The organism is Salipiger bermudensis (assembly GCF_019801965.1).
Classification (GTDB): domain Bacteria; phylum Pseudomonadota; class Alphaproteobacteria; order Rhodobacterales; family Rhodobacteraceae; genus Salipiger; species Salipiger bermudensis_A.
Window position 1 is genome coordinate 57,991 of the sequence record NZ_JAHVIA010000002.1, and the last position, 19,575, is coordinate 77,565.

At 68.7% G+C, this 19,575-nt stretch carries 22 protein-coding genes; 15 read left to right on the forward strand and 7 right to left on the reverse strand.

Annotated elements, in window-relative coordinates; translation table 11 throughout:
* The first annotated feature begins 238 nt into the window (after positions 1-238).
* The 12 genes from KUV62_RS04155 to hypE all read left to right on the forward strand — a co-directional run bounded on the left by KUV62_RS04155 (position 239) and on the right by hypE (position 9,382).
* Positions 239-847 carry a HyaD/HybD family hydrogenase maturation endopeptidase gene (locus KUV62_RS04155; RefSeq protein WP_222602430.1) on the forward strand — a complete coding sequence of 203 codons (609 nt, stop codon included), beginning with the start codon at positions 239-241 and terminating at the stop codon, positions 845-847.
* A 5-nt stretch (positions 848-852) separates the two neighbouring features.
* A complete protein-coding gene (locus KUV62_RS04160; RefSeq protein ID WP_222602431.1) occupies positions 853-1,173 on the forward strand; it encodes a HypC/HybG/HupF family hydrogenase formation chaperone in 321 nt (106 codons plus the stop codon).
* Between the two features lie 76 nt (positions 1,174-1,249).
* On the forward strand, positions 1,250-1,636 hold the full coding sequence (locus tag KUV62_RS04165; protein WP_222602432.1) for a hydrogenase accessory protein: 387 nt from the start codon (positions 1,250-1,252) through the stop codon (positions 1,634-1,636).
* 11 nt (positions 1,637-1,647) lie between these two features.
* Positions 1,648-2,475: a hydrogenase expression/formation protein gene (locus KUV62_RS04170; protein WP_222602433.1), complete on the forward strand. Its 828-nt coding sequence runs from the start codon at positions 1,648-1,650 to the stop codon at positions 2,473-2,475.
* Positions 2,472-3,290 carry a [NiFe]-hydrogenase assembly chaperone HybE gene (hybE, locus tag KUV62_RS04175; protein ID WP_222602434.1) on the forward strand — a complete coding sequence of 273 codons (819 nt, stop codon included), beginning with the start codon at positions 2,472-2,474 and terminating at the stop codon, positions 3,288-3,290. The genes KUV62_RS04170 and hybE overlap by 4 nt, the downstream gene beginning before the upstream one ends.
* Positions 3,290-4,183 carry a hydrogenase expression/formation protein HupK gene (locus KUV62_RS04180; RefSeq protein ID WP_222602435.1) on the forward strand — a complete coding sequence of 298 codons (894 nt, stop codon included), beginning with the start codon at positions 3,290-3,292 and terminating at the stop codon, positions 4,181-4,183. Before hybE ends, KUV62_RS04180 begins: the two co-directional genes overlap by 1 nt.
* The gene (gene hypA, locus KUV62_RS04185; RefSeq protein ID WP_222602436.1) at positions 4,176-4,517 is read left to right on the forward strand and encodes a hydrogenase maturation nickel metallochaperone HypA; all 342 of its coding nucleotides are present in this window, start codon (positions 4,176-4,178) and stop codon (positions 4,515-4,517) included. Before KUV62_RS04180 ends, hypA begins: the two co-directional genes overlap by 8 nt.
* The gene (gene hypB / locus KUV62_RS04190) at positions 4,517-5,395 is read left to right on the forward strand and encodes a hydrogenase nickel incorporation protein HypB (protein WP_222602437.1); all 879 of its coding nucleotides are present in this window, start codon (positions 4,517-4,519) and stop codon (positions 5,393-5,395) included. The genes hypA and hypB overlap by 1 nt, the downstream gene beginning before the upstream one ends.
* Positions 5,396-5,400: 5 nt before the next feature.
* Positions 5,401-6,891 (forward strand): sigma-54-dependent transcriptional regulator, encoded by a 1,491-nt coding sequence (locus KUV62_RS04195; protein ID WP_207076223.1) that lies wholly within the window; start codon positions 5,401-5,403, stop codon positions 6,889-6,891.
* A 3-nt stretch (positions 6,892-6,894) separates the two neighbouring features.
* Positions 6,895-7,203, forward strand: a complete 309-nt coding sequence (locus tag KUV62_RS04200) for a HypC/HybG/HupF family hydrogenase formation chaperone (protein WP_222602438.1) — start codon at positions 6,895-6,897, stop codon at positions 7,201-7,203.
* The gene (gene hypD / locus KUV62_RS04205; RefSeq protein ID WP_222602439.1) at positions 7,200-8,342 is read left to right on the forward strand and encodes a hydrogenase formation protein HypD; all 1,143 of its coding nucleotides are present in this window, start codon (positions 7,200-7,202) and stop codon (positions 8,340-8,342) included. Before KUV62_RS04200 ends, hypD begins: the two co-directional genes overlap by 4 nt.
* The gene (gene hypE / locus KUV62_RS04210) at positions 8,339-9,382 is read left to right on the forward strand and encodes a hydrogenase expression/formation protein HypE (RefSeq protein ID WP_222602440.1); all 1,044 of its coding nucleotides are present in this window, start codon (positions 8,339-8,341) and stop codon (positions 9,380-9,382) included. Before hypD ends, hypE begins: the two co-directional genes overlap by 4 nt.
* Before the next feature lie 372 nt (positions 9,383-9,754).
* Here hypE and KUV62_RS04215 read toward each other — a convergent pair whose 3' ends face one another.
* Genes KUV62_RS04215 through KUV62_RS04230 form a run of 4 tightly spaced genes read right to left on the reverse strand, consistent with a single transcriptional unit; the run spans position 9,755 to position 13,295 of the window.
* A complete protein-coding gene (locus KUV62_RS04215; RefSeq protein WP_222602441.1) occupies positions 9,755-10,510 on the reverse strand; it encodes an ABC transporter ATP-binding protein in 756 nt (251 codons plus the stop codon).
* Positions 10,507-11,451, reverse strand: coding sequence for an iron chelate uptake ABC transporter family permease subunit (locus KUV62_RS04220; RefSeq protein WP_222602442.1), 945 nt, complete (start codon positions 11,449-11,451; stop codon positions 10,507-10,509). Before KUV62_RS04220 ends, KUV62_RS04215 begins: the two co-directional genes overlap by 4 nt.
* Positions 11,444-12,379 (reverse strand): iron chelate uptake ABC transporter family permease subunit, encoded by a 936-nt coding sequence (locus KUV62_RS04225; protein ID WP_222602443.1) that lies wholly within the window; start codon positions 12,377-12,379, stop codon positions 11,444-11,446. The genes KUV62_RS04220 and KUV62_RS04225 overlap by 8 nt, the downstream gene beginning before the upstream one ends.
* A 7-nt stretch (positions 12,380-12,386) precedes the next feature.
* Positions 12,387-13,295: a siderophore ABC transporter substrate-binding protein gene (locus KUV62_RS04230; protein WP_222602444.1), complete on the reverse strand. Its 909-nt coding sequence runs from the start codon at positions 13,293-13,295 to the stop codon at positions 12,387-12,389.
* Between the two features lie 135 nt (positions 13,296-13,430).
* Here KUV62_RS04230 and KUV62_RS04235 point away from each other — a divergent pair, with 135 nt between their 5' ends.
* On the forward strand, positions 13,431-13,715 hold the full coding sequence (locus tag KUV62_RS04235) for a DUF2218 domain-containing protein (RefSeq protein ID WP_222602445.1): 285 nt from the start codon (positions 13,431-13,433) through the stop codon (positions 13,713-13,715).
* Between the two features lie 13 nt (positions 13,716-13,728).
* Here the strand turns inward: KUV62_RS04235 and KUV62_RS04240 are convergent, their stop codons facing one another.
* Both KUV62_RS04240 and KUV62_RS04245 read right to left on the reverse strand, forming a co-directional pair.
* Positions 13,729-15,171: a cobyric acid synthase gene (locus tag KUV62_RS04240; RefSeq protein ID WP_222602446.1), complete on the reverse strand. Its 1,443-nt coding sequence runs from the start codon at positions 15,169-15,171 to the stop codon at positions 13,729-13,731.
* A 16-nt stretch (positions 15,172-15,187) separates the two neighbouring features.
* A complete protein-coding gene (locus KUV62_RS04245) occupies positions 15,188-15,610 on the reverse strand; it encodes a Fur family transcriptional regulator (protein WP_007796574.1) in 423 nt (140 codons plus the stop codon).
* Between the two features lie 409 nt (positions 15,611-16,019).
* Here KUV62_RS04245 and KUV62_RS04250 point away from each other — a divergent pair, with 409 nt between their 5' ends.
* Together KUV62_RS04250 and serA are read left to right on the forward strand one after the other, a co-directional pair.
* Positions 16,020-17,174: a phosphoserine transaminase gene (locus KUV62_RS04250; RefSeq protein ID WP_222602447.1), complete on the forward strand. Its 1,155-nt coding sequence runs from the start codon at positions 16,020-16,022 to the stop codon at positions 17,172-17,174.
* Positions 17,175-17,288: 114 nt separating this feature from the next.
* Positions 17,289-18,884: a phosphoglycerate dehydrogenase gene (gene serA, locus KUV62_RS04255; RefSeq protein WP_222602448.1), complete on the forward strand. Its 1,596-nt coding sequence runs from the start codon at positions 17,289-17,291 to the stop codon at positions 18,882-18,884.
* 70 nt (positions 18,885-18,954) lie between these two features.
* Here serA and KUV62_RS04260 read toward each other — a convergent pair whose 3' ends face one another.
* The gene (locus tag KUV62_RS04260; protein ID WP_222602449.1) at positions 18,955-19,407 is read right to left on the reverse strand and encodes a cupin domain-containing protein; all 453 of its coding nucleotides are present in this window, start codon (positions 19,405-19,407) and stop codon (positions 18,955-18,957) included.
* Between the last annotated feature and the right edge of the window lie 168 nt (positions 19,408-19,575).

Here is a 19,575-nt window from a genome sequence, read left to right on the forward strand (position 1 = left end):
CCCGTTTTTCTTTGCGGAACTTTGCCTTGCGATGATGGTGAATTGTGGAAAGTATCTTTCCGTCATGCGCCTGGCCACTGCTGCCGTTTTAGGCGTGTTTTCTTTTATTTTCAGAGGGATGAGTAAAGGTGACTGTGAGATGCAGAATCCCTGCCGTCCCGGGGCGGAAACGATAAGGTCGTTCGGGCCAGCAGGCGGAAACAGATCTTTCGCCGGGCAAGCAAGGGGAGGGGACGGCATGGCGCAAAAGGCGCTCATTCTCGGCATCGGCAACGTGCTCTGGGCAGACGAGGGATTCGGCGTGCGCTGCGTCGAGCATCTCGCCGAGACTCTCTCCTTCGGCGACGACGTCAAGGTGCTCGATGGCGGCACGCAGGGGCTCTACCTGCTGCCCTTCCTCGAGGAGGCCGACCTGCTCGTGGTGTTCGACGCGGTGGACTACGGCCTCCAGCCCGGCACCATGAAGGTGGTCGAGGGCGACGAGGTGCCGCGCTTCATGGGCGCCAAGAAGATGTCGCTGCACCAGACCGGCTTTCAGGACGTGATCGCCACCGCCCAGCTGATGGACTACTGCCCCGCCGAGCTGCTGCTCGTCGGCTGCCAGCCCGAGGAGCTCGAGGATTACGGCGGGGGGCTGCGCGCGGTCGTTGCAGCGCGCATCCCCGAGGCGGTCGGGATCGCCCGCCACTGGCTCGCCGCGCGCGGCTTCCACGCCGCGGAGGGCCGCACCGAGACCGACGCGCTGGCCGACAGCTCGATCCGGCATCAGGCCTACGAGGCCGGCCGCCCCTCCGAGGACGAAGCCTGCCGCACAGGCGACGCCCGCTTCTTCCCGGCGGCGGAGTAGGGCCGATGTGCGTCGGCATCCCGATGAAGATCCTCTCGGTCGACGGCATCGCCGGCCGCGCCACCGGCGACGAGGGCGAGGCGCTGATCGACCTGTCGCTGGTCGGCGACGTGGCGCCGGGCACCTGGGTGCTGACCCATCTCGGCCACGCCCGCGAGGTCATCACCGAACAGGAGGCCGAGCTCATCGCCCGCGCCCTGCGCGGCCTGCGCAGCATCATGCAGGGGGCCGGGGCGGGCGATGCCTTTGCCGATCTCGACAACCGCAGCCCGAGCCTGCCGCCGCATCTCGAAGCGGCGCGGCTGGCGGGCAAGACAACCGCCTGAGCGAGGCGGCCCGAGCAGGGCAGCCCGCGCAAGACGACCCGAGCAAGACCGCCTGACAAGCGCCCGAGGAGGACCTATGTCACACCCCCTGATCGACCGGCTGGTGAGCGAGCTTGGCTGGCCCCGCCTGAGCACAATGGCTGATGTCGCGGCCTTCACCGAGGCGCCGGGCGCCCATTGCCTCTTCGTGCCGGGCGACCCGAAGCGCAACCTCGAGAGCGCCGACGTGGCGGTGATCCTGCCCGAGCTGCGCATCGCCTTCCAGCGCGCCTTCGATTGCGCCGTGGTCGATGACGCCATCGAGACCCAGCTGCGCGAGGCCACCGGCGTGCTGAAGACGCCGTCGCTGATCTTCTTCCGCGACGGGGCCTGCCTCGGCGGCATTCCCAAGGTGCGCGATTGGGATGACTACATGGCGCGCATCCCGCAGATCCTGAACACGATCCCGGCCCCGGCGGCCTGACGGAGGACACGATGGTCAACAATTTCCACATGCCGCCCGTGGGCTACGGTCCCGGCTCGCAGCCCGAGGACGAGGCCGAGCTGGAATACATGCCGCTGCCGCAGGACATGCGCACCTTCTCGGTCCACATTCCCGATGTCGAGGACACCGGCGGGCTGGCCCCGGCGATGGACCTGCTGGCGCGGGTCGCCGCCGCCGCCGACCGGGTGGCCGCGCAGGGCGGTGCCGAGCGCTTCGACCTCGCAACGCTCGACGCGCCCAACCGCCGCCTCATCGCCGAGACCATGGGTGAGGGCGAGGTGGCGATGAAGATCCGTGGCCTGCCCTCGGTCAGGGCGCAGGAATCGGTCTTTGCCGGCATCTGGGTGCTGCATGGCGCCGGGCTCGACGCCATCGAGGTGGCAAGCGTGCCCTCCGATGCCCGCGCCCGCGCCTTCGAGCCGTTCCGCCCGGGCGATGCCAACGCCGCTGGCGCCGGCGTGGTCAACGCGCCGGCGCTGCTGGTCGAGCTGCAGGACAAGAGCGCCGGCTACAGGGCAAGCGGCGAGCTGCACGTGGTCAACCTCACCCTGCTGCCGCACACCGAAGGCGATCTCGCCTGGCTCGACGCGCGGCTGGGGGTGGGTTCCACCGACATCCTGTCGCGCGGCTACGGCAATTGCCGGGTCACCGCGACGGCTTTGCCGCATGTCTGGCGGGTGCAGTTCTACAACTCGATGGACCAGCTCATCCTCGACACCTTCGAGGTCACCGACATGCCCGAGGTCGCCATCGCCGCCGCCGAGGATCTGAGCGACAGCGCCGAGCGCCTGCGCGAAGTGCTGGAGGCGATCACATGAGCTTCGAGGGCAGCTATCTCGGTGCCAATGACCGGATCTCGGATCAGGCGATCATGGAGTGCAAGATCTGCTGGACGCCCTACGATCCGGCGGAGGGCGACGACACAAGGCAGGTCGAGCCGGGCACGCCGTTCCACGCCCTGCCGGAGGACTGGTCCTGCCCGAACTGCTCGGGCCCAAAGGAGCAGTTCATGGTGCTGGAGGATCCCGGCGCGGCGGATCTGCTCGAGGCCACCCGCATCCGCGCGGTGACCGATCGGCTGGTGGTGGATTTCCGCGAGGTCTACAACGCCAAGATGCGCGATGTGCCGATCGTCAACAAGGCGCTGCAGGTCGAGGCCATCGACTTCCAGAAGCACGGCGACTGTCTGCTCGGCGTGCTGGTCAGCCCGTGGTTCATGAACCTCGTGTTGCTGCCCGATGCCGGGCAAGAGTGGTCGGGGCTCACGGCGGGCGAGAAGGAGGTGATCTCCTTTCCTTCCGGTGATTACGAGTTCATCCACAACAGCCGCGAGCTGACGGGCGGCTACAAGGCCTGCTCGCTGTTCTCGCCGATGCACGAGTTCACCCGGCAGAAGGACGCGACCGATGTCGCCCGCGCGGTCATGGTGGCGCTGTTCCAGGAGGAGCACCGCGCCGAGACCGATCGCGCCGCCGAGATCCGCGCCTCCCGCGAGGCCGAGCTGGCCGCCGCCGAGGAGGCCGCGCAAGAGGCCGAGGAGGCTGCGCCCGATGCGAGCCCCTCGCGCCGCGCGGTGATCACCGGCGGGCTGTCGCAGGATGTGCAGGACGCACCGGAACAGGGCGCCGCCTGATGCTGGACAAGCGCCCCACAGCCCGGCTTGTCGCCCAGCCAGCCCCGGGCCTCCCGGTGGCGCGGCTGGTGCTCGGCAGGCCGGTGGCCGAGGTCGAGGCGACTCTCCCCCGTCTCTTCAACCTCTGCCGCGGGGCGCAGGCGGCGGCGGTGTCGGCGGCCCTTGGACGGGCCGATGACCACACCGCCGCCGCTGAAATCGCGCAGGACGTGCTGCGCGATCACCTTCTCAAGCTGCACGCCGCCTGGCCGAACCTGCTCGGCCTCGCGCCGCAGCCGCTGCCCGACGACTGGCGCGCCGGCGGGGCTGCGCTCCTCGAAGCGCTCTTTGGCCCCGAGGTCGCGGCCCCTGCGACGCCCGCGGCGTTCCGGGCGTTCCTCGCGAGCGAGCGCCCCGTCGCCGCGCCGCTGGCCCGCATCGCGCAGCTCTTCGCCCCCGGCGAGGCGGTGGCCGAGGGCCTGCCCGCGCCGCAGGCCCAGGCGATCTGGCAACGCGCCCCCTGCGAGAACTCCGTCGCCGCGCGCCACCTCGCGCACCCGGTGATGCGGGCGCTCGAGGCCAGCCACGGTCGCGGCCCGCTGTGGCGCGCCACCGCCCGGCTCTATGACATCGAGGCCGCCGCCCTGGGCCGCCTCCCGGCGCTTGAGGCGGCGCCCGGGCGGGCGCTTGTCCCTGCCGCGCGCGGGGCCTATGCCATTCGGATGGAAGTGGAAAACGGCCACGTTATCACCTTCGACCGGGTCACCCCCACCGATGCGCTGCTGGCGCCGGAGGGCATCCTTGCGCGCTGCCTCGCCACGCTGCCGGCAGAGAAAACCGGCCTCGGGGCGCTGCTGCTCGACATTCTCGACCCGTGCAGCCCGGTGCGGCTGCGGGAGGTGCAAGATGCATGAAATGTCGCTCTGCGAGGGCATCCGCCGGGTCGTCGACCAGGCCGCTGCGGCGCCGGAGATCCAGCGCGTGACCCGCGTCCGGCTTGAGATCGGCCGCTTCGCCGGGGTCGAGAAACCGGCGCTGGAATTTGCCTGGGAGGTCGTGATGCGCGGCTCCAAGGCCGAGGGCGCGGCGCTCGAGATGATCGACCTGCCGGGCCGCGCGCTCTGCTATGACTGCATGGAGACGGTGGAGATCGCCCACCGGCTCGATCCCTGCCCGACATGCGGCGGCGGAAAGCTGATGCCCGACGGGGGCGACGAAATGAGAATCAAGGATATGGAGGTCATCTGATGTGCACGGTTTGCGGCTGCAGCGGCAGCACGGTCGACGGGCATTCGCACGATCACGGCGCGGGGCATACGCATGACCACGCCCATGGCCACGCGCATGGACATGGCCATCACCATCACCACCACGATCACCACCACCATCACGGCGCCCATGGCGACATCCATTTCGGCACCGGCGCTGCCGGCGTCGCGGTGGGCAACATGAGCCAGGAACGGCTGATCGAGATCGAGACCGGCATCCTGTCGGAAAACGACCGCTACGCTGCGGCCAACCGTGCCCGGCTGGCGCGGCAGGGGGTCTTCGCGGTCAACCTCGTCTCTTCGCCCGGTTCGGGCAAGACCACGCTGCTCTGCGCCACCATCCGCGCCATGGGGGGCGATGTCGCCGTCATCGAGGGCGACCAGCAGACCAGCAACGATGCCGACCGCATCCGCGAGACCGGGGCGCCTGCGGTGCAGATCAACACCGGCAAGGGCTGCCATCTCGACGGCCACATGGTGGGCCACGCGCTCGATCACCTGCACCTGCACGACGAGGCCACGCTGTTCATCGAGAACGTCGGCAACCTCGTCTGTCCGGCGGCCTTCGATCTCGGGGAGGATGCCAAGGTGGCGATCCTGTCGGTCACCGAGGGCGAGGACAAGCCGCTGAAATACCCCGACATGTTCACCGCCGCGCGCATCGCGCTGCTGAACAAGGTCGATCTCGCGCCGCATTGCGATGTCGATCTCGATCTCTACGAGGCCAACCTGCGCCGGGTGAACCCCACCATCGAGGTGATCCGGGTCTCGGCCCGCACCGGCGAAGGGCTCGACCAGTGGATCGGCTGGCTGCGCAGCGAGGCGCTCGCCAAGCGCCGCGCGCAGGCGACGGAGTAAGAGGGATGTCGGGCGGCACGCTTCCCACCGTTCTGGTCGTCGATGACGAGCCGTTCTCGGTCGCCTCCATGCGCATGGCGCTGGAGGACGATTTCAACGTGCTCGAGGCCACCGACGCCGAGGCGGCGTGGCGCCTGCTCGAGGAAAACTGGGTGCAGGTGGTGGTCTCCGACCAGCGCATGCCCGGCCGCACCGGGGTCGAGCTGCTCTCGGACGTGCGCGACCGCTGGCCCGAGACGGTGCGCATCATCGTCACCGGCTACACCGAGAGCTCGGACATGATCGACGCCATCAACAAGGCGGGGATCTACCAGTTCATCACCAAGCCATGGCATCCCGAGCAGTTCCTGATGGCGGTGCGCAACGCGGCGCGGCTCTTCGAACTGAGCCGCGAGCACGAGCGCATGAGCCTCGAGATGCGCTACCTCGGCAACACCGCGACCCAGAAGATGCAGGCCAGGCGCCAGCAGGCGCAGGAGGCGGCGGGGTTCGACAAGGTGCTGCGCGGCACCGGCAGCCCGCTCAACCCGACCATCGCTCTTGCGCGGCAATATGCCAGCTTCGAGGTGCCGGTGCTGATCACCGGCGAGGCGGGCACCGGCAAGGGCGATCTGGCCCGCGCCATGCATTACGGCTCGCTGCGCGCCGACCGGCCGTTCTACAAGCTCAATTGCGCCGGCATGTCCGACGAGGTGCTGGCGGCCGAGCTCTTCGGCGCCAAGCGCGGCGCGGTGCCGGGCGCGGTGCAGGCGCGGGCGGGTCTGCTGCAGAAGGCCGATCGCGGCACCCTCTTTCTCAACGGCGTCGACGCGCTGAGCCCGGCGATGCAGCTGCAGCTCCTGCACCTCGTGACCGAGGGCAGCTTCCAGCCGGTGGGTGGGCACGAGACCCTGCAGAGCGGCGCGCGGCTGCTCTTCGGCACCCATCGCGACCTGCGCGCGATGATCCAGCGCGGCCAGTTCCGCAGCGACCTGTTCTTCGAGATGGCGGTGACCGAGCTTGCCATCCCAGCGCTGCGCAGCCGCGTCCCCGACATCCCGCTTCTGGCCGAGCGCATGTTGCACGAGGCGGCCGAGCTGCATGGCAAGCCGGTGCGCGGCATCGCCCGCCCGGCGCTGGCCTTCCTCGAGAGCTACGACTGGCCGGGCAACCTGCCCGAACTGCGCAACGAGGTGACCCGGATGCTGATCCTCGCGCAGGACATGACGCTGGGGCCCGAGCTGATCTCGCGCCACATCCTGCAGGCGGGCAATCACGGCGAGCGCGCCGAGGGGGCCGAGCTGCCGGCGAGCGGCACCGATCTCTGCACGCTGGAAGGCACGCTGAAGGAACGCGTCGAGCTGATGGAGATGCGCATCCTCGGCGAGACGCTGACCCGGCTGAAATGGAATAAGTCGAAGGCGGCGGCAGAGCTCGGGCTCAGCCGCGTCGGGCTTCGGGCAAAGCTGGACCGGTACGGCATCGAGCCGCACGCGTCCGTATCGGAGGAGGACTGAGCCATGTGTCTGGGCATTCCCGGCCAGATCACCGAGATCACCGACCCATACCGCCAGATGGCGATGGCCGATGTTTCCGGGGTCAAGCGAGAGGTGAGCCTCGCCCCGGTCGCCGACCGTCCGCTCGCGGACCTGGTGGGCGAATGGGTGCTGATCCACGTGGGCTTTGCCATGGCGGTGATCGACGAACACGAGGCCGCCGAGACGCTCGAGGCGCTGCGCGGCCTCGGCGAGGCGCAGGAGGCGCTCGAGGCGATGGAAGAGGGCGCACGGGCCTTTGACGAGCCCGCTAAGGTGGAGGCGGCACAATGAGATATGTCGAGGAATTCCGCGATCCCAAGGCCGCCAAGGGCGTTCTGGCGGCCATCGCCCGCGTCGCAGACGAGATCGGCGCGACCCGCGAAGCGCCCGTCCGCATCATGGAGATCTGCGGCGGTCACACCCACGCGATCTTCCGCTACGGGCTCGACAAGCTGGTCCACGAGGGCATCGAGTTCATCCACGGCCCCGGCTGCCCGGTCTGCGTGCTGCCGATGAGCCGGGTCGACGAATGCGTCGAGATCGCCGAGCGTCCGGGTGTCATCTTCACCACCTTCGGCGATGCCCTGCGGGTGCCGGGCTCGCGCAAGTCGCTGATGCAGGCCAAGGCCGATGGCTGCGATATCCGCATGGTCTACTCGCCGCTCGACGCGCTCGAGCTGGCGCGGCGCAACCCCGACCGCGAGGTTGTGTTCTTCGGGCTCGGCTTCGAGACCACCACGCCCTCGACCGCGCTGACCCTGCAGCAGGCTGCGCGCGAGGAGATCGCGAATTTCAGCGTGTTCTGCAACCACATCACCGTGCCGCCGCCGATCAAGGCGCTGCTCGACGATCCGCACATGAGGCTCGACGGCTTCGTCGGGCCAGGCCATGTCTCGATGGTGATCGGCATCCACCCTTACGATTTCATCGCCCGCGATTACGGCAAGCCCATCGCCGTGGCCGGGTTCGAGCCGCTCGACCTGCTGCAATCGGTGCTCATGGTGCTGGAGCAGATCCGCGACGGCCGCGCCGAGGTGGAAAACCAGTATGCCCGCGTGGTGCCCGAGCATGGCAACCCGGTCTCGCTTGCGGCCATCGCCGATGTCTACGAGGAGCGGCCGTCGTTTGAATGGCGCGGCCTTGGCGAGATCGACGCCTCCGGCCTGCGCATCCGCGCGGCCTATCGCGCCTGGGATGCGGAGGAGAAATTCGGCATCGGCTACGCGGTCGGGCGGAAAAAGATCGAGGAGCCCGAGGGTTGCGCCTGCGGCGCGGTGATGACGGGGCGGATCAAGCCCACCGCCTGCCCGCAATTCGGCCGTGGCTGCACCCCCGACACCCCTCTGGGCGCGCTGATGGTCTCGTCCGAAGGCGCCTGCGCGGCGTACTGGACCTATGGCGGGGCGCGGGTGATGGAGCCGGCGGAATGAACATGGCCTCCAAACCTTCCCGCCTGCGCGGCGACCGCGTGACGCTGGCCCATGGCGGCGGCGGGCGCGCCATGCGCGACCTGATCGAAGAGGTTTTCACGGGGGTCTTCCGGCCCGAGAGCGGCGAGGACCAGGCTCGGCTCATGCATGACGCGCTGCAGGTCACGGGCGCGCGGCTGGCCTTCACCACCGACAGCTACGTGGTCACGCCGGTGGAGTTCCCCGGCGGCGACATCGGCAAGCTCGCGGTCTGCGGCACGGTCAACGATCTCGCCGTGGGTGGCGCCGAGCCGCTCTGGCTCTCGGCCTCCTTCATCATCGAGGAGGGCTGCGAGATCGCGCTCCTGCGCCGCATCGTTGCCAGCATGGCGCGCGAGGCCGAGGCGGCGGGGGTGAAGATCGTTACCGGCGACACCAAGGTGGTCGAGAAGGGCTCCTGCGACACGGTGTTCATCACCACCTCCGGCGTCGGGGTGATCCCGGCGGGGCGCGATCTCGGAGCGGTGCATATCCGGCCCGGCGACGTGGCCATCGTCAACGGTGTGCTGGGCGATCATGGCGCGACGATCCTCGCAGCGCGGGGCGACCTTGCGCTGTCGGCGCCGCTGCAGTCGGACTGCCAGGCGCTCGGGCACCTGGTGGCCGCCGTGGCGGAGGCCTGTCCGAACCTGCGCGCGGCGCGGGACGCAACGCGCGGCGGGCTGGCCTCGGCGCTCAACGAGATGGCCGAGGCGGCGGGGGTGTCGGTGGAACTCGACGAGGCGGCGCTGCCGCTGCGCCCGGAGGTCAAGGGCATGTGCGAGATCCTCGGGCTCGATCCGCTCTACCTCGCCAACGAGGGTGCGCTGGTGCTCTTCGTGCCAGAGGTCGAGGCCGAGGCGGCATTGGCCGCGATGCGCTCGGTCGAGGCAGGGCGCGAGGCGGTGATCGTCGGACGGGCGGTGGAGAAGGGCAGCGTCCCGGTGCGGATGCGTTCGGCCTTCGGCGGCACACGGATCGTCGACATGCTGGTCGGGGAGCAGTTGCCGCGGATTTGTTGAGGGGTGCTACTGCTTGGGTGAGCACGCGGCATTTGAGCGTTGCCCCACGCGGAATCAAGGCCGCAGGCCGCCGCGCATCGGTCATGCTGAAAGCATCCATCAAGCTTGATCCTCGGAGCGTTGAGCTGCGCGGGATCAAGGCGCTGCAAGCGCCGCCGCGCATCGCCGGTCCGCCCCCCCCCCCCGGGCCGGCGATATGGTGACATCCGCGCACAGCTTTACATCCGCGCACAGCTTTGAGGTCTTTCGGACTTGGCTGGGATAAATCGAGGGATTCACCGGTTCGTTCGCCGCCCCGCGGACCGGCGATGCGCGGCGGCGTCCCGACGTTGAGCCCCCAAGAGAAGACGCCGTGCCGCGCGGTCTTTGCCTCTACCGTGCCACCACCACCGGACGGCCCTTGTGCTGCAACAGTTCGAAGGGCGTGTCGAACACGTCGCGCAGGGTCTCTTCGGTGAGCACCGACGCGCTCGCATCCTGCGCCATGATCCGCCCGTCCTTCATCGCCACGATGTGATCCGCCCAGCCGGCGGCGGCGTTGATGTCGTGCAGCACGATGACGATGCTGCGCGCGCCATCGCGCGACAGCCCGTGCAGCCGCGCCATCAGGTCGCGGGCGTGGCGCGGGTCGAGCGCGTTGAGCGGCTCGTCGAGCAGCATCCACGGCGTGTCCTGTGCGTAGGTCATCGCGATGAAGGCGCGCTGGCGCTGGCCACCCGAGAGCGTGTCGATGGTGCGATCGGAGAGCTCGGTCAGCGCGAAGGCCACCAGCGCGCGGTCCACGGCCTCCTCGTCGGCTCGGCAGGGCCGGCCCTGATGATGCGGCCAGCGCCCGAAGCTCACCAGCTCGCGCACCCGCAACCGGCTCACCAGCGCCGGCGATTGCTGCAGCAGCGCCACCGTCTTTGCCCGCTGCCGATGTGGTACCGAGAACGGGTCGATACCATTGATGCGCACGCTGCCCGAGGAGGGCTTCTCGAGCCCGGAGATGCAATGCAGCAGGGTCGACTTGCCGGCGCCGTTCGGGCCGATCAGCGCGGTGATGCCGCCGCACTCGATCCGGGTCGAGATGTCGTGCAGGATCGGGGTCGGTCCGGCATGGTAGCTCAGCGAGGAAATCTCGATCATCGACGTCTCCGTTTCAGCACGAGGAAGAGGAACACCAGCCCGCCGAAGAACTCGACGATCACCGCCAGCGCCGACTGGCTGCCGAGGAGGCGCTCGAAGAGGAACTGGCCGGCGACGAGGATCAGCGCGCCGAGTATGGCGGCGGCGGGCAGCAGGACGGCGTGGCGGTGGCTGCCGGTGACCTGACGTGCAAGGCTGGCGGTGAGCAGGCCGAGGAAGGTGATCGGGCCGACGAGGGCAGTCGAGACCGAGACCATCGCCGCCATCAGCAGGAGCGCCGTCATCACCACGCGGTCATGGTTGAGCCCGAGCCCGCGCGCGGTGTCGCGGCCGAGCCCGGCCACGTCGAGCGCCGGGGCCATGCGCAGGGCCACCGCCATCGCCGCCAGCAGGACCACCGCTGAGAACGCCAGTTGCTGCGGGTCGACCCGGCCGAAACTGGCGAACATCGCCTGTTGCACCACGGCGAAATCCGACGGGTCCATCAGCCGCTGCACCATGCTCGAGAGGCCGCGCAGCAGCACGCCGAGGATGATGCCGGTGAGGATCATGCGGGTGATGTCGCGCGCATCGCGGCGCAACAGCAGGCCGAAGAGCGCCACGGAGGCGACGCCGAGGGCGGCGACCTCCATCAGGAAGCGCGGGCCTGCGGGCAGCGACGCGGCGCCGACGCCGCCGAGCAGCAGCACCAGCAGCGTCTGCATCAGCACGAAGAGCGCGTCGAAGCCGACGAGGCCCGGGGTCAGCAGGCGGTTGCCGGCGACGGTCTGGAACAGCACGGTGGCGGCGCCGGTGGCGGCGCCGACGCAGACCAGCGCGCCGAGCTTGGCGGCGCGGAGGCCGAGGATGAAACCCATCGGTGCGCGCAGCTGCCACGCCAGGAAGGCGCCGCAGAGCACCAGCAGCGCGAGGCCGAGCCAGAGGACGCGCCGCTCAGCCATGACGTCGCCCCGGGGCCGCATGCAGAAGCCAGAGGAAGACGCCGGCGCCGAACACGGCGACGACCGTCGCGGCGGGGATCTCGAAGGGATAGCGGATGGCCCGGCCGATGATGTCGGCGGTCAGCAGCAGCATGCCGCCGCCCACCGCGATCAGCGGCAGGTTGACGCGCAGGTTGTCGCCGCGCCAGCGCGCGATCAGGTTCGGCGCCACGAGCCCGACGAAGGGAAACGCACCCACGGTGACCAGCACCAGCGCGGTGATCACCGAGACCACCACCAGCCCCAGCGCGCGGGTCTGGGCATAGTCGAGCCCGAGGCTGCGGGCCTGCGCCTCGCCGAGCCCGAGGATGGTGATGCGGTCGGCCACCACGTAGAGCAGTCCGGCCAGCGCGGCGATCGCCCAGAGCCACTCGTAGCGCCCGATCATCACGCCGGAGAACTCGCCCAGTTGCCAGGCGCCGAGAAACTGCATCAGGTCGGTGGCCCAGGCGATGTAGACGCAGATGGCGCCGACGATGCCGCCATAGACGATGCCGACGATGGGCAGCAGCATCGGATCCTCGCGCGGCAGCCGGGCTGCCAGCGCGAGGTAGCCCGCCATGCCCAGCAGCGCGGCGGCAGCGGCGATCAGCATCTTGCCCGCCACCGCCATGCCCGGCGCGATCAGTGTCACCAGCAGCAGCCCCAGCATCGAGGCCTCCGGCGCGCCGGTGAGCGACGGCTCCACCAGCCGGTTCTGCACCACCTGCTGGACCACCACCCCCGCCAGCGCGAGCCCGGCGCCGGCAAGAAGCGCCGCGGCGGTGCGCGGGATGCGGCTCACCATCAGCAGCCAGCCGGCGTCATCGCCGAACGAGGCCGCTCCGAGCGACAGGCTGGTCACGATCAGCGCGGCCAGCAGGGCGAAGGTGAGGGTCCAGAGGCGCACGGCGGGATCAGCTCTCGCTCGCGCCGCCGAAGGCCGAGATGATCTCGTCGAGCGTGTGCATCATCGAGCTGGCGCCGCCGCCCGAGACATACATCGGCGCGGCGTCGAGATAGACGATTTGGCCTTCCTGCGCGGCGGTGCTGCGCGCCACCAGCGGGTTGTCGAGGGTCGAGGCGGCGGCCTCGCCATCTGCGCCGATGGCGGCGGCACGGTCGATCACCAGCAGCCAGTCGGGGTTGGTCTCGGCGATGAACTCGAACGAGATTGCCTGGCCGTGGGTGTCGTCCGACAGGCCCGGATGCGCCTCGGGCAGATCGAGCGCGCTGTGCAGCCAGCCGAAGCGGCTGTTGACGCCATAGGCCGAGATCTTGCCGCCATTGGTCAGGAGGATGAGGCCGGTGCCCTTGCCCTCGACGGCGGCGCGGGCCTCCTCGATCTTGGCGTCGAGCGCCTCGGTCAGCGCGGTGGCCTCGTCCTGCTTGTCGAACAGGGTGCCGAACGCGGCGATGCGGTCGCGCGCCTGCGCCAGCATGTCATCGCCCCAGATCGTCATGTCGATGGTGGGCGCGATCTGGCGCAGCGCCGGGGCCTGCTCGGACGAGCGGCCGCCAATGACGATCACGTCGGGCTGCATGACGGCGAGGGACTCGAAATCCGGCTCGAACAGCGTGCCGACCACCTCGGCCGAGGCCTTCACGTCATCGATGCCGTCAAGGTAGAGCGGGCTCGGCAGGCCGGCGATCGGCTGGCCGAGGGCCGCGATGGTGTCGATCGAAGCCGGATCGAAGACGACGACGGTTTCGGGCGGATGCGGCACCTGCATCGGGCCGGCGGCGGTCTCGATGGTGATCTCGTGGGCGAGGGCGGAGGCGGCGGAGGTGCAGGCAAACAGCCCTGCAAGCAGCAGAGGACGCATGGGAGGCTCCCGGTCGTTGAGGGGTGCGTGGCGTGGCGTCAGCCGGCTTCGCAAGGATATTCGTCTGATAACGGATTGTTTCTCCTGCCTGCAATGCGGTAACTGACATAAACGATCAACTTTTGGAGTGCCGTCATGGCTCTGCAGCAAACCGGCACGTTCCAGACGCCGAATGCCTCGAAATACCTTCAGCAGCTCTGCAAGCACTTCGCCCACAAGGTGGCGGTGATCTTCGACGAGTCGGAGGGGCGCGCCGCGCTGCCGCCGGGACCGGCGCTGCTCAGCGCCAGTGCCGAGGCGCTGCTGGTGGAGATCAGCGCGCAGAGCGAGGCAGATCTCGCGGAAGCGCGTTTCATCATCGATGACCACCTCAAGCGTTTTGCCCATCGCGAGGACTTCGCGGGCATGAGCTGGAGCTGAGTCGGAGCCGCCTCTAGCGCGCCAGCGCGAGCAGGCCGGTCACGTCGAGATGGGCCTCCATGTGCGCGGCCAGCGCGTCGAGCACCGCCTCGACGGTGGCGTCATACCGCCCGGCGGTTTCCACGCCGAAGCCGGCGAGCCAGGCTGCGCGGAAGCCATCGTCTCTGAACATGCCGTGCAGGTAGCTGCCGGCAATGCGGCCATCCGGGCTCACCGCGCCTTCCGGGCGTCCCTGGACATGGGCGAAGGGACGGGCACGGTCCGGGCCGTCGCTGCGGCCGTTATGGATCTCGTAGCCGTGGAAGCGCTGGCCGGTCGCGGCATGGGTGGCGTGGGTCTCGGTCAAGCGCTTGTCGCCGGTCATCACCGTGTCGATCTCCAGCAGCCCGAGACCCTGCGTAGTGCCGGGCGTGCCCTCGATGCCCTCCGGGTCGGAGACGCTGCACCCCAGCATCTGGTAGCCGCCGCAAATCCCCAGCACCCGCCCGCCGCGCCGCACATGCGCCCTGAGGTCCACGTCCCAGCCCTGCGCCCGCAGGAAGGCGAGGTCGCCGCGGGTCGACTTGCTGCCGGGCAGGATCACCAGATCGGCGTCGCCCGGGATGGCGCGGCCCGGCCCCAGCATGGTGAGCCGCACGCCCGGCTCATGCGCCAGCGGATCGAGATCGTCGAAATTGGCGATCCGCGAGAGCGCGAGACAGACCACGTGCAGCCCTTCGGCGCGGCGCGGAGTGTGGAGGTCGAAAGCGTCTTCGGCGGGAAGTTTCCAGGCGTCGGTAAACCACGGCAGGGTGCCGAAGCCGGGCCAGCCGGTCTGCGCCTCGATCATCCGGAAGCCATCGTCGAAGAGCCGGATATCGCCGCGGAAGCGGTTGATCAGGAAGCCTTTCACCATCGCCGCGTCGGCGGGATCGAGCACCGCCTGAGTGCCGACGATCTGCGCGATGACGCCGCCGCGGTCGATGTCACCGGCCAGCACCACCGGCACGTCGCCGGCACGGGCAAAGCCCATGTTGGCGATGTCGCGCGGGCGGAGGTTGATCTCGGCCGGGCTGCCCGCGCCCTCGACGATCACCAGATCATGGCGAGCGCGCAGCCGGGCGAAGCTTTCGAGCACTGCGCCTAGCAGGCGGGGCGTGAGCGCGCCGTATTCGCGCGCCTCGGCGGCGCCGAGCCGCTGGCCCTGCACCACGACCTGCGCGCCGGTGTCGGTCTCGGGCTTGAGCAGCACCGGGTTCATGTCGCTTGAGAGCGGCAACCCGCAGGCCAGCGCCTGCAGCGCCTGCGCGCGGCCGATCTCGCCGCCATCAGCGGTGACGGCGGCGTTGTTCGACATGTTCTGCGGCTTGAACGGCGCCACGTCGATGCCGCGCTTGCGGGCGGCGCGGCAGAGCCCCGCGACCAGCAGCGACTTGCCCACGTTCGAGCCGGTGCCCTGGATCATCAGCGCTGTCATCGGCGCGGGCTCCGGCTCAGGCGTCGGGCTTGCGGCGGGCGCGGATCAGCGTGTGCTGGCTGACGATCTCGTAGCCCAGCCGCGCCACCAGCTCGGCGCGCAGGCGGTTGATCTCGTCGCTGGTGATCTCGATCACCTCGCCGGTGTCGATATCCACCAAGTGGTCGTGATCGGCGGAGGGCATGACCTCGAACCGCGCCGGCTCGTTCTCGAAGCTGAGGCGCTGGATCAGTCCGGCCTCCTCGAGCGCCGAGAGCGTGCGGTAGACCGTCGCGAAGGAGACCGAGCCGTCGATCTCGCGGGCGCGGGTGAAGACCTCGTCGGCATTGGGATGGTCCTGCGCCTGCATCAGGATCGACAGCACGCGCAGACGCTGCTGCGTCACGCGCAGCCCCGCGGCGCGCAGCGCCTCGGCGAAGTCGGTAGTTTCCGCAGTCATGCGACCTGTCCGTTGCCCTGAATGGCCCTCTTGGTATCGCCGCCGCGCGGGGCTTGCAAGAAAAGGCCGAGCGTCGCGCCGGTGATTCGCCGTGCCGGCGCAGGGAGATGGCGGAGATCGGCCGGGGCGGGGAGACGCGCTGACACAAAATTGCGTGTCGCGAAGATGTGGCGAAGTGCCGGTTTCGGACCGGCGCAACTTTCGTCGATTTCCTTCAGCAAACCGCCGTTTCCCATAGGAGATGCCGGTTTCCGGAGGGGCGCGGGCGGCGCCCCGGCGAGGGGTGGCTCGGGCAATTCTCGTGCAAACGGCAAAAAGATTCGCTTGCCTTGTCGCGTCCGGGGGCTTAGCTCCAGCGGCGGGACACCCCTCCCCAACGAGGGGCATCTATCTGGAAGGTTAGGCAGATATGGCTACCAAGCACCCGTCCGCGCGGCCGGCAAACCCGCGTTTTTCTTCTGGCCCCTGTGCCAAGATTCCCCATTATTCCCTGGATATGCTCGCCGATGCTCCGCTCGGCCGCTCGCACCGTGCCAAGGTCGGCAAGGACAAGCTGAAAGCCGCCATCGAGGGCACCCGCGAGGTTCTGGGCATCCCCGCCGACTACAAGATCGGCATCGTCCCCGCCTCCGACACCGGCGCCGTCGAAATGGCGATGTGGTCGATGCTCGGCGCCCGCAAGGCCACCATGGTGGCGTGGGAGAGCTTCGGCGCGGGCTGGGTCACCGACGTCGTCAAGCAGCTCAAGATCGAGGCCGAGGTCAAGACCGCCGAGTATGGCGAGATCGTCGATTTCGCCGAGATCGACTTCGACACCGATGTCGTCTTCACCTGGAACGGCACCACCTCCGGCGTCCGCGTCCCCAACGGTGACGCGATCCCCGCCGACCGCGAGGGCCTGACCATCTGCGACGCCACCTCGGCCGCCTTCGCGCAGGATCTGCCCTGGGACAAGCTCGACGTGACCACATTCTCCTGGCAGAAGGTGATGGGCGGCGAAGCGGCCCACGGCATGCTGATCCTGAGCCCGCGCGCCGTCGAGCGGCTCGAGAGCTACACCCCCGCCTGGCCGCTGCCGAAGATATTCCGCCTGACCAAGGGCGGCAAGCTGATCGACGGCATCTTCACCGGCGCGACGATCAACACGCCCTCCATGCTGGCGGTCGAGGATTATCTCGTGGCGCTGGATTGGGCTCGCAAGATCGGCGGCCTGCCGGAGCTGATGAAGCGCGCCGACACCAACGCTAAGGTGCTGTGGGACTTCTGCGACCGCAACGACTGGATCGCCAATCTCGCGGTCGATCCGGTGACGCGCTCGAACACCTCCGTGTGCCTCAAGTTCACCGACGACCGCATCCAGGACGGCGCGGCTTTCGCCAAGGCGGTGGCCAAGAAGCTCGAGGATTACAACGCCGCCTATGATGTCGGCGCGTATCGCGATGCCCCTGCCGGCCTGCGCGTCTGGTGCGGCGCGACCGTCGAGTCGTCGGATGTCGAGGCCCTGACCCTCTGGCTCAAGTGGGCCTTCGAGGAAGTGCTCGAAGCGCAGACCGCGACCGCGTGATCCGCAAGGGTGGGCGATGCGCCCACCCGACCCTCCAAAGAATACCTGAATGACAGTGCGGAGCGGGCCGGAGCGCCCACCGTCTTCTCTCATCATATCCAAAGGACAAGCCCAATGGCCCCCAAGGTTCTCGTTTCCGACAAGCTTTCCGAAACCGCCGTCCAAATCTTCCGCGATCGCGGCATCGACGTCGATTTCATGCCCGATCTCGGCAAGGACAAGGACAAGCTCGCCGAGGTGATCGGCAAGTATGACGGCCTCGCCATCCGCTCGGCCACCAAGGTCACCCCGACCATCCTCGAGCACGCCACCAACCTCAAGGTGGTGGGCCGCGCCGGCATCGGCACCGACAATGTCGACAAGGAAGCGGCGTCCAAGAAGGGCGTGATCGTGATGAACACGCCGTTCGGCAACATGATCACCACCGCCGAGCACGCCATCGCGATGATGTTCGCCGTGGCCCGCCAGATCCCCGCCGCCGATGCCTCGACCCAGGCCGGCAAGTGGGAGAAGTCCAAGTTCATGGGTGTCGAGCTCACCGCCAAGACCCTCGGCGTGATCGGCGCCGGCAACATCGGCGGCATCGTCTGCGACCGCGCCCGGGGCTTGAAGATGAAGGTGGTGGCCTACGATCCCTTCCTGTCGGAAGAAAAGGCCGCGCAGATGCAGGTCGAGAAGGTCGAGCTCGACGAGCTGCTGCGCCGCGCCGATTTCATCACCCTGCATGTGCCGCTGACCGATGGCACCCGCAACATCCTCTCGAAGGAGAACCTCGAGAAGACCAAGAAGGGCGTGCGCATCATCAACTGCGCCCGTGGCGGCCTCGTCGACGAAGCCGCGCTGGCCGAGCTGATCAAATCGGGCCACGTCGCCGGCGCTGCTTTCGACGTCTTCGCCGAGGAGCCCGCCAAGGAAAACCCGCTCTTCGGTCTGCCCAACGTGGTCTGCACCCCGCATCTCGGCGCGTCGACCACCGAGGCGCAGGAGAACGTCGCCCTGCAGGTCGCCGAGCAGATGTCGGATTATCTGCTGACCGGCGCCGTCAGCAACGCGCTCAACATGCCGTCGGTGACCGCCGAGGAAGCCAAGGTCATGGGCCCGTGGATCAAGGTGGCCGAGCATCTCGGCGGCTTCATCGGCCAGATGACCGAAGAGGCGGTGAAGGCGATCAACATCACCTATGACGGCGAGGCCGCCACGATGAACCTCGAGGCGCTCAACTGCGCCCTGATCGCGGGCATCATGAAGGCCAGTAGCCCCGAGGTGAACATGGTCTCCGCGCCGGTCATCGCCAAGGAGCGCGGCATCCAGATCGCCACCACCCGCCAGGAGCAATCCGGTGTGTTCGAGGGCTACATCAAGGTCTCCGTGACCACCGAGAAGCGCGAGCGGTCGATCGCCGGCACGGTGTTCTCGGACGGCAAGCCGCGCTTCATCCAGATCAAGGGCATCAACATCGATGCCGAGGTCGGCGAGCACATGCTCTACACCACCAACGAGGACGTGCCGGGCATCATCGGCAAGCTCGGCACCCTGCTGGGCGACCACAAGGTCAACCTCGCGAACTTCACCCTTGGCCGCGCCGCGCAGGGCGGCGAGGCCATCGCCATCGCCTATCTCGATGAAGCGATGGAGCCGTCGGTGGTCGAGGCGCTGAAAGAGACCGGCCTGTTCCGCCAGGTGAAGCCGCTCGAGTTCGACGTGGTCTGATCCTCGCAGAAGGATCCCGAAACCAAGGCGCCGCCCCGATCCCCGGGGCGGCGTTTTTCGTTGCCGGGTGTCAGCCCTCGCCGTCGAGCGGCGGGCCGGTGAAATCGAGGTGGTAGCGTTTGCCGGTGGCGACCACGTCTTCCATATCCTCCGGAATGCGGCAGGCGCGCTCGGCCATCTCGGCAAAGAAGCCCTCGAAGCCGCCGGGGTTCAGGATGATGAGGTGGCGCGACGGGCCGTCGCCGATGATCCGGAATGTGTGTTCCTTGCCGCGCGGGATGAAGGCGGTCTCGCCGGGGCCGCAGGTGAAGGTCTCGCCTTCGAGCCAGAACAGGCAGTGCCCGGTCAGCACCACGAAGGTTTCGTCGGCGTCATGATGGATATGGCGGGGCGGGCCGCTGTGCAGCGGGCTCACGCTGTCGGTCACCGAGATCGCGCCACCGCTCGCCGCGGTGCTCAGGATCGTCTTGTAGCGGGTTCCCAGCCACTCGAGCGCGTCCGGCCCCAATTCGTTTTGCGTCATGTCTTTGCCCTCGCAATGGATAACAAACCGCGGGCGGCATCGCGCACCCGTGCTGTCAGCATGGCGCGAAAACGACGAGTATCAAATGGAGATTATATTGCGAGGCGGAGCGCGTTTTCCGCCAGCCGGCGCTCGCGCTAACATTTTCCGGAGGCTGGGTTGCGCCGC

Bases quoted from the DNA above. Each gene is read 5' to 3' on its own strand.
- KUV62_RS04155 (WP_222602430.1), top strand. From the start codon at position 239: ATGGCGCAAAAGGCGCTCATTCTCGGCATCGGCAACGTGCTCTGGGCA.
- KUV62_RS04160 (WP_222602431.1), top strand. From the start codon at position 853: ATGTGCGTCGGCATCCCGATGAAGATCCTCTCGGTCGACGGCATCGCC.
- KUV62_RS04165 (WP_222602432.1), top strand. From the start codon at position 1,250: ATGTCACACCCCCTGATCGACCGGCTGGTGAGCGAGCTTGGCTGGCCC.
- KUV62_RS04170 (WP_222602433.1), top strand. From the start codon at position 1,648: ATGGTCAACAATTTCCACATGCCGCCCGTGGGCTACGGTCCCGGCTCG.
- hybE (WP_222602434.1), top strand. From the start codon at position 2,472: ATGAGCTTCGAGGGCAGCTATCTCGGTGCCAATGACCGGATCTCGGAT.
- KUV62_RS04180 (WP_222602435.1), top strand. From the start codon at position 3,290: ATGCTGGACAAGCGCCCCACAGCCCGGCTTGTCGCCCAGCCAGCCCCG.
- hypA (WP_222602436.1), top strand. From the start codon at position 4,176: ATGCATGAAATGTCGCTCTGCGAGGGCATCCGCCGGGTCGTCGACCAG.
- hypB (WP_222602437.1), top strand. From the start codon at position 4,517: ATGTGCACGGTTTGCGGCTGCAGCGGCAGCACGGTCGACGGGCATTCG.
- KUV62_RS04195 (WP_207076223.1), top strand. From the start codon at position 5,401: ATGTCGGGCGGCACGCTTCCCACCGTTCTGGTCGTCGATGACGAGCCG.
- KUV62_RS04200 (WP_222602438.1), top strand. From the start codon at position 6,895: ATGTGTCTGGGCATTCCCGGCCAGATCACCGAGATCACCGACCCATAC.
- hypD (WP_222602439.1), top strand. From the start codon at position 7,200: ATGAGATATGTCGAGGAATTCCGCGATCCCAAGGCCGCCAAGGGCGTT.
- hypE (WP_222602440.1), top strand. From the start codon at position 8,339: ATGAACATGGCCTCCAAACCTTCCCGCCTGCGCGGCGACCGCGTGACG.
- KUV62_RS04215 (WP_222602441.1), bottom strand. From the start codon at position 10,510: ATGATCGAGATTTCCTCGCTGAGCTACCATGCCGGACCGACCCCGATC.
- KUV62_RS04220 (WP_222602442.1), bottom strand. From the start codon at position 11,451: ATGGCTGAGCGGCGCGTCCTCTGGCTCGGCCTCGCGCTGCTGGTGCTC.
- KUV62_RS04230 (WP_222602444.1), bottom strand. From the start codon at position 13,295: ATGCGTCCTCTGCTGCTTGCAGGGCTGTTTGCCTGCACCTCCGCCGCC.
- KUV62_RS04235 (WP_222602445.1), top strand. From the start codon at position 13,431: ATGGCTCTGCAGCAAACCGGCACGTTCCAGACGCCGAATGCCTCGAAA.
- KUV62_RS04240 (WP_222602446.1), bottom strand. From the start codon at position 15,171: ATGACAGCGCTGATGATCCAGGGCACCGGCTCGAACGTGGGCAAGTCG.
- KUV62_RS04245 (WP_007796574.1), bottom strand. From the start codon at position 15,610: ATGACTGCGGAAACTACCGACTTCGCCGAGGCGCTGCGCGCCGCGGGG.
- KUV62_RS04250 (WP_222602447.1), top strand. From the start codon at position 16,020: ATGGCTACCAAGCACCCGTCCGCGCGGCCGGCAAACCCGCGTTTTTCT.
- serA (WP_222602448.1), top strand. From the start codon at position 17,289: ATGGCCCCCAAGGTTCTCGTTTCCGACAAGCTTTCCGAAACCGCCGTC.
- KUV62_RS04260 (WP_222602449.1), bottom strand. From the start codon at position 19,407: ATGACGCAAAACGAATTGGGGCCGGACGCGCTCGAGTGGCTGGGAACC.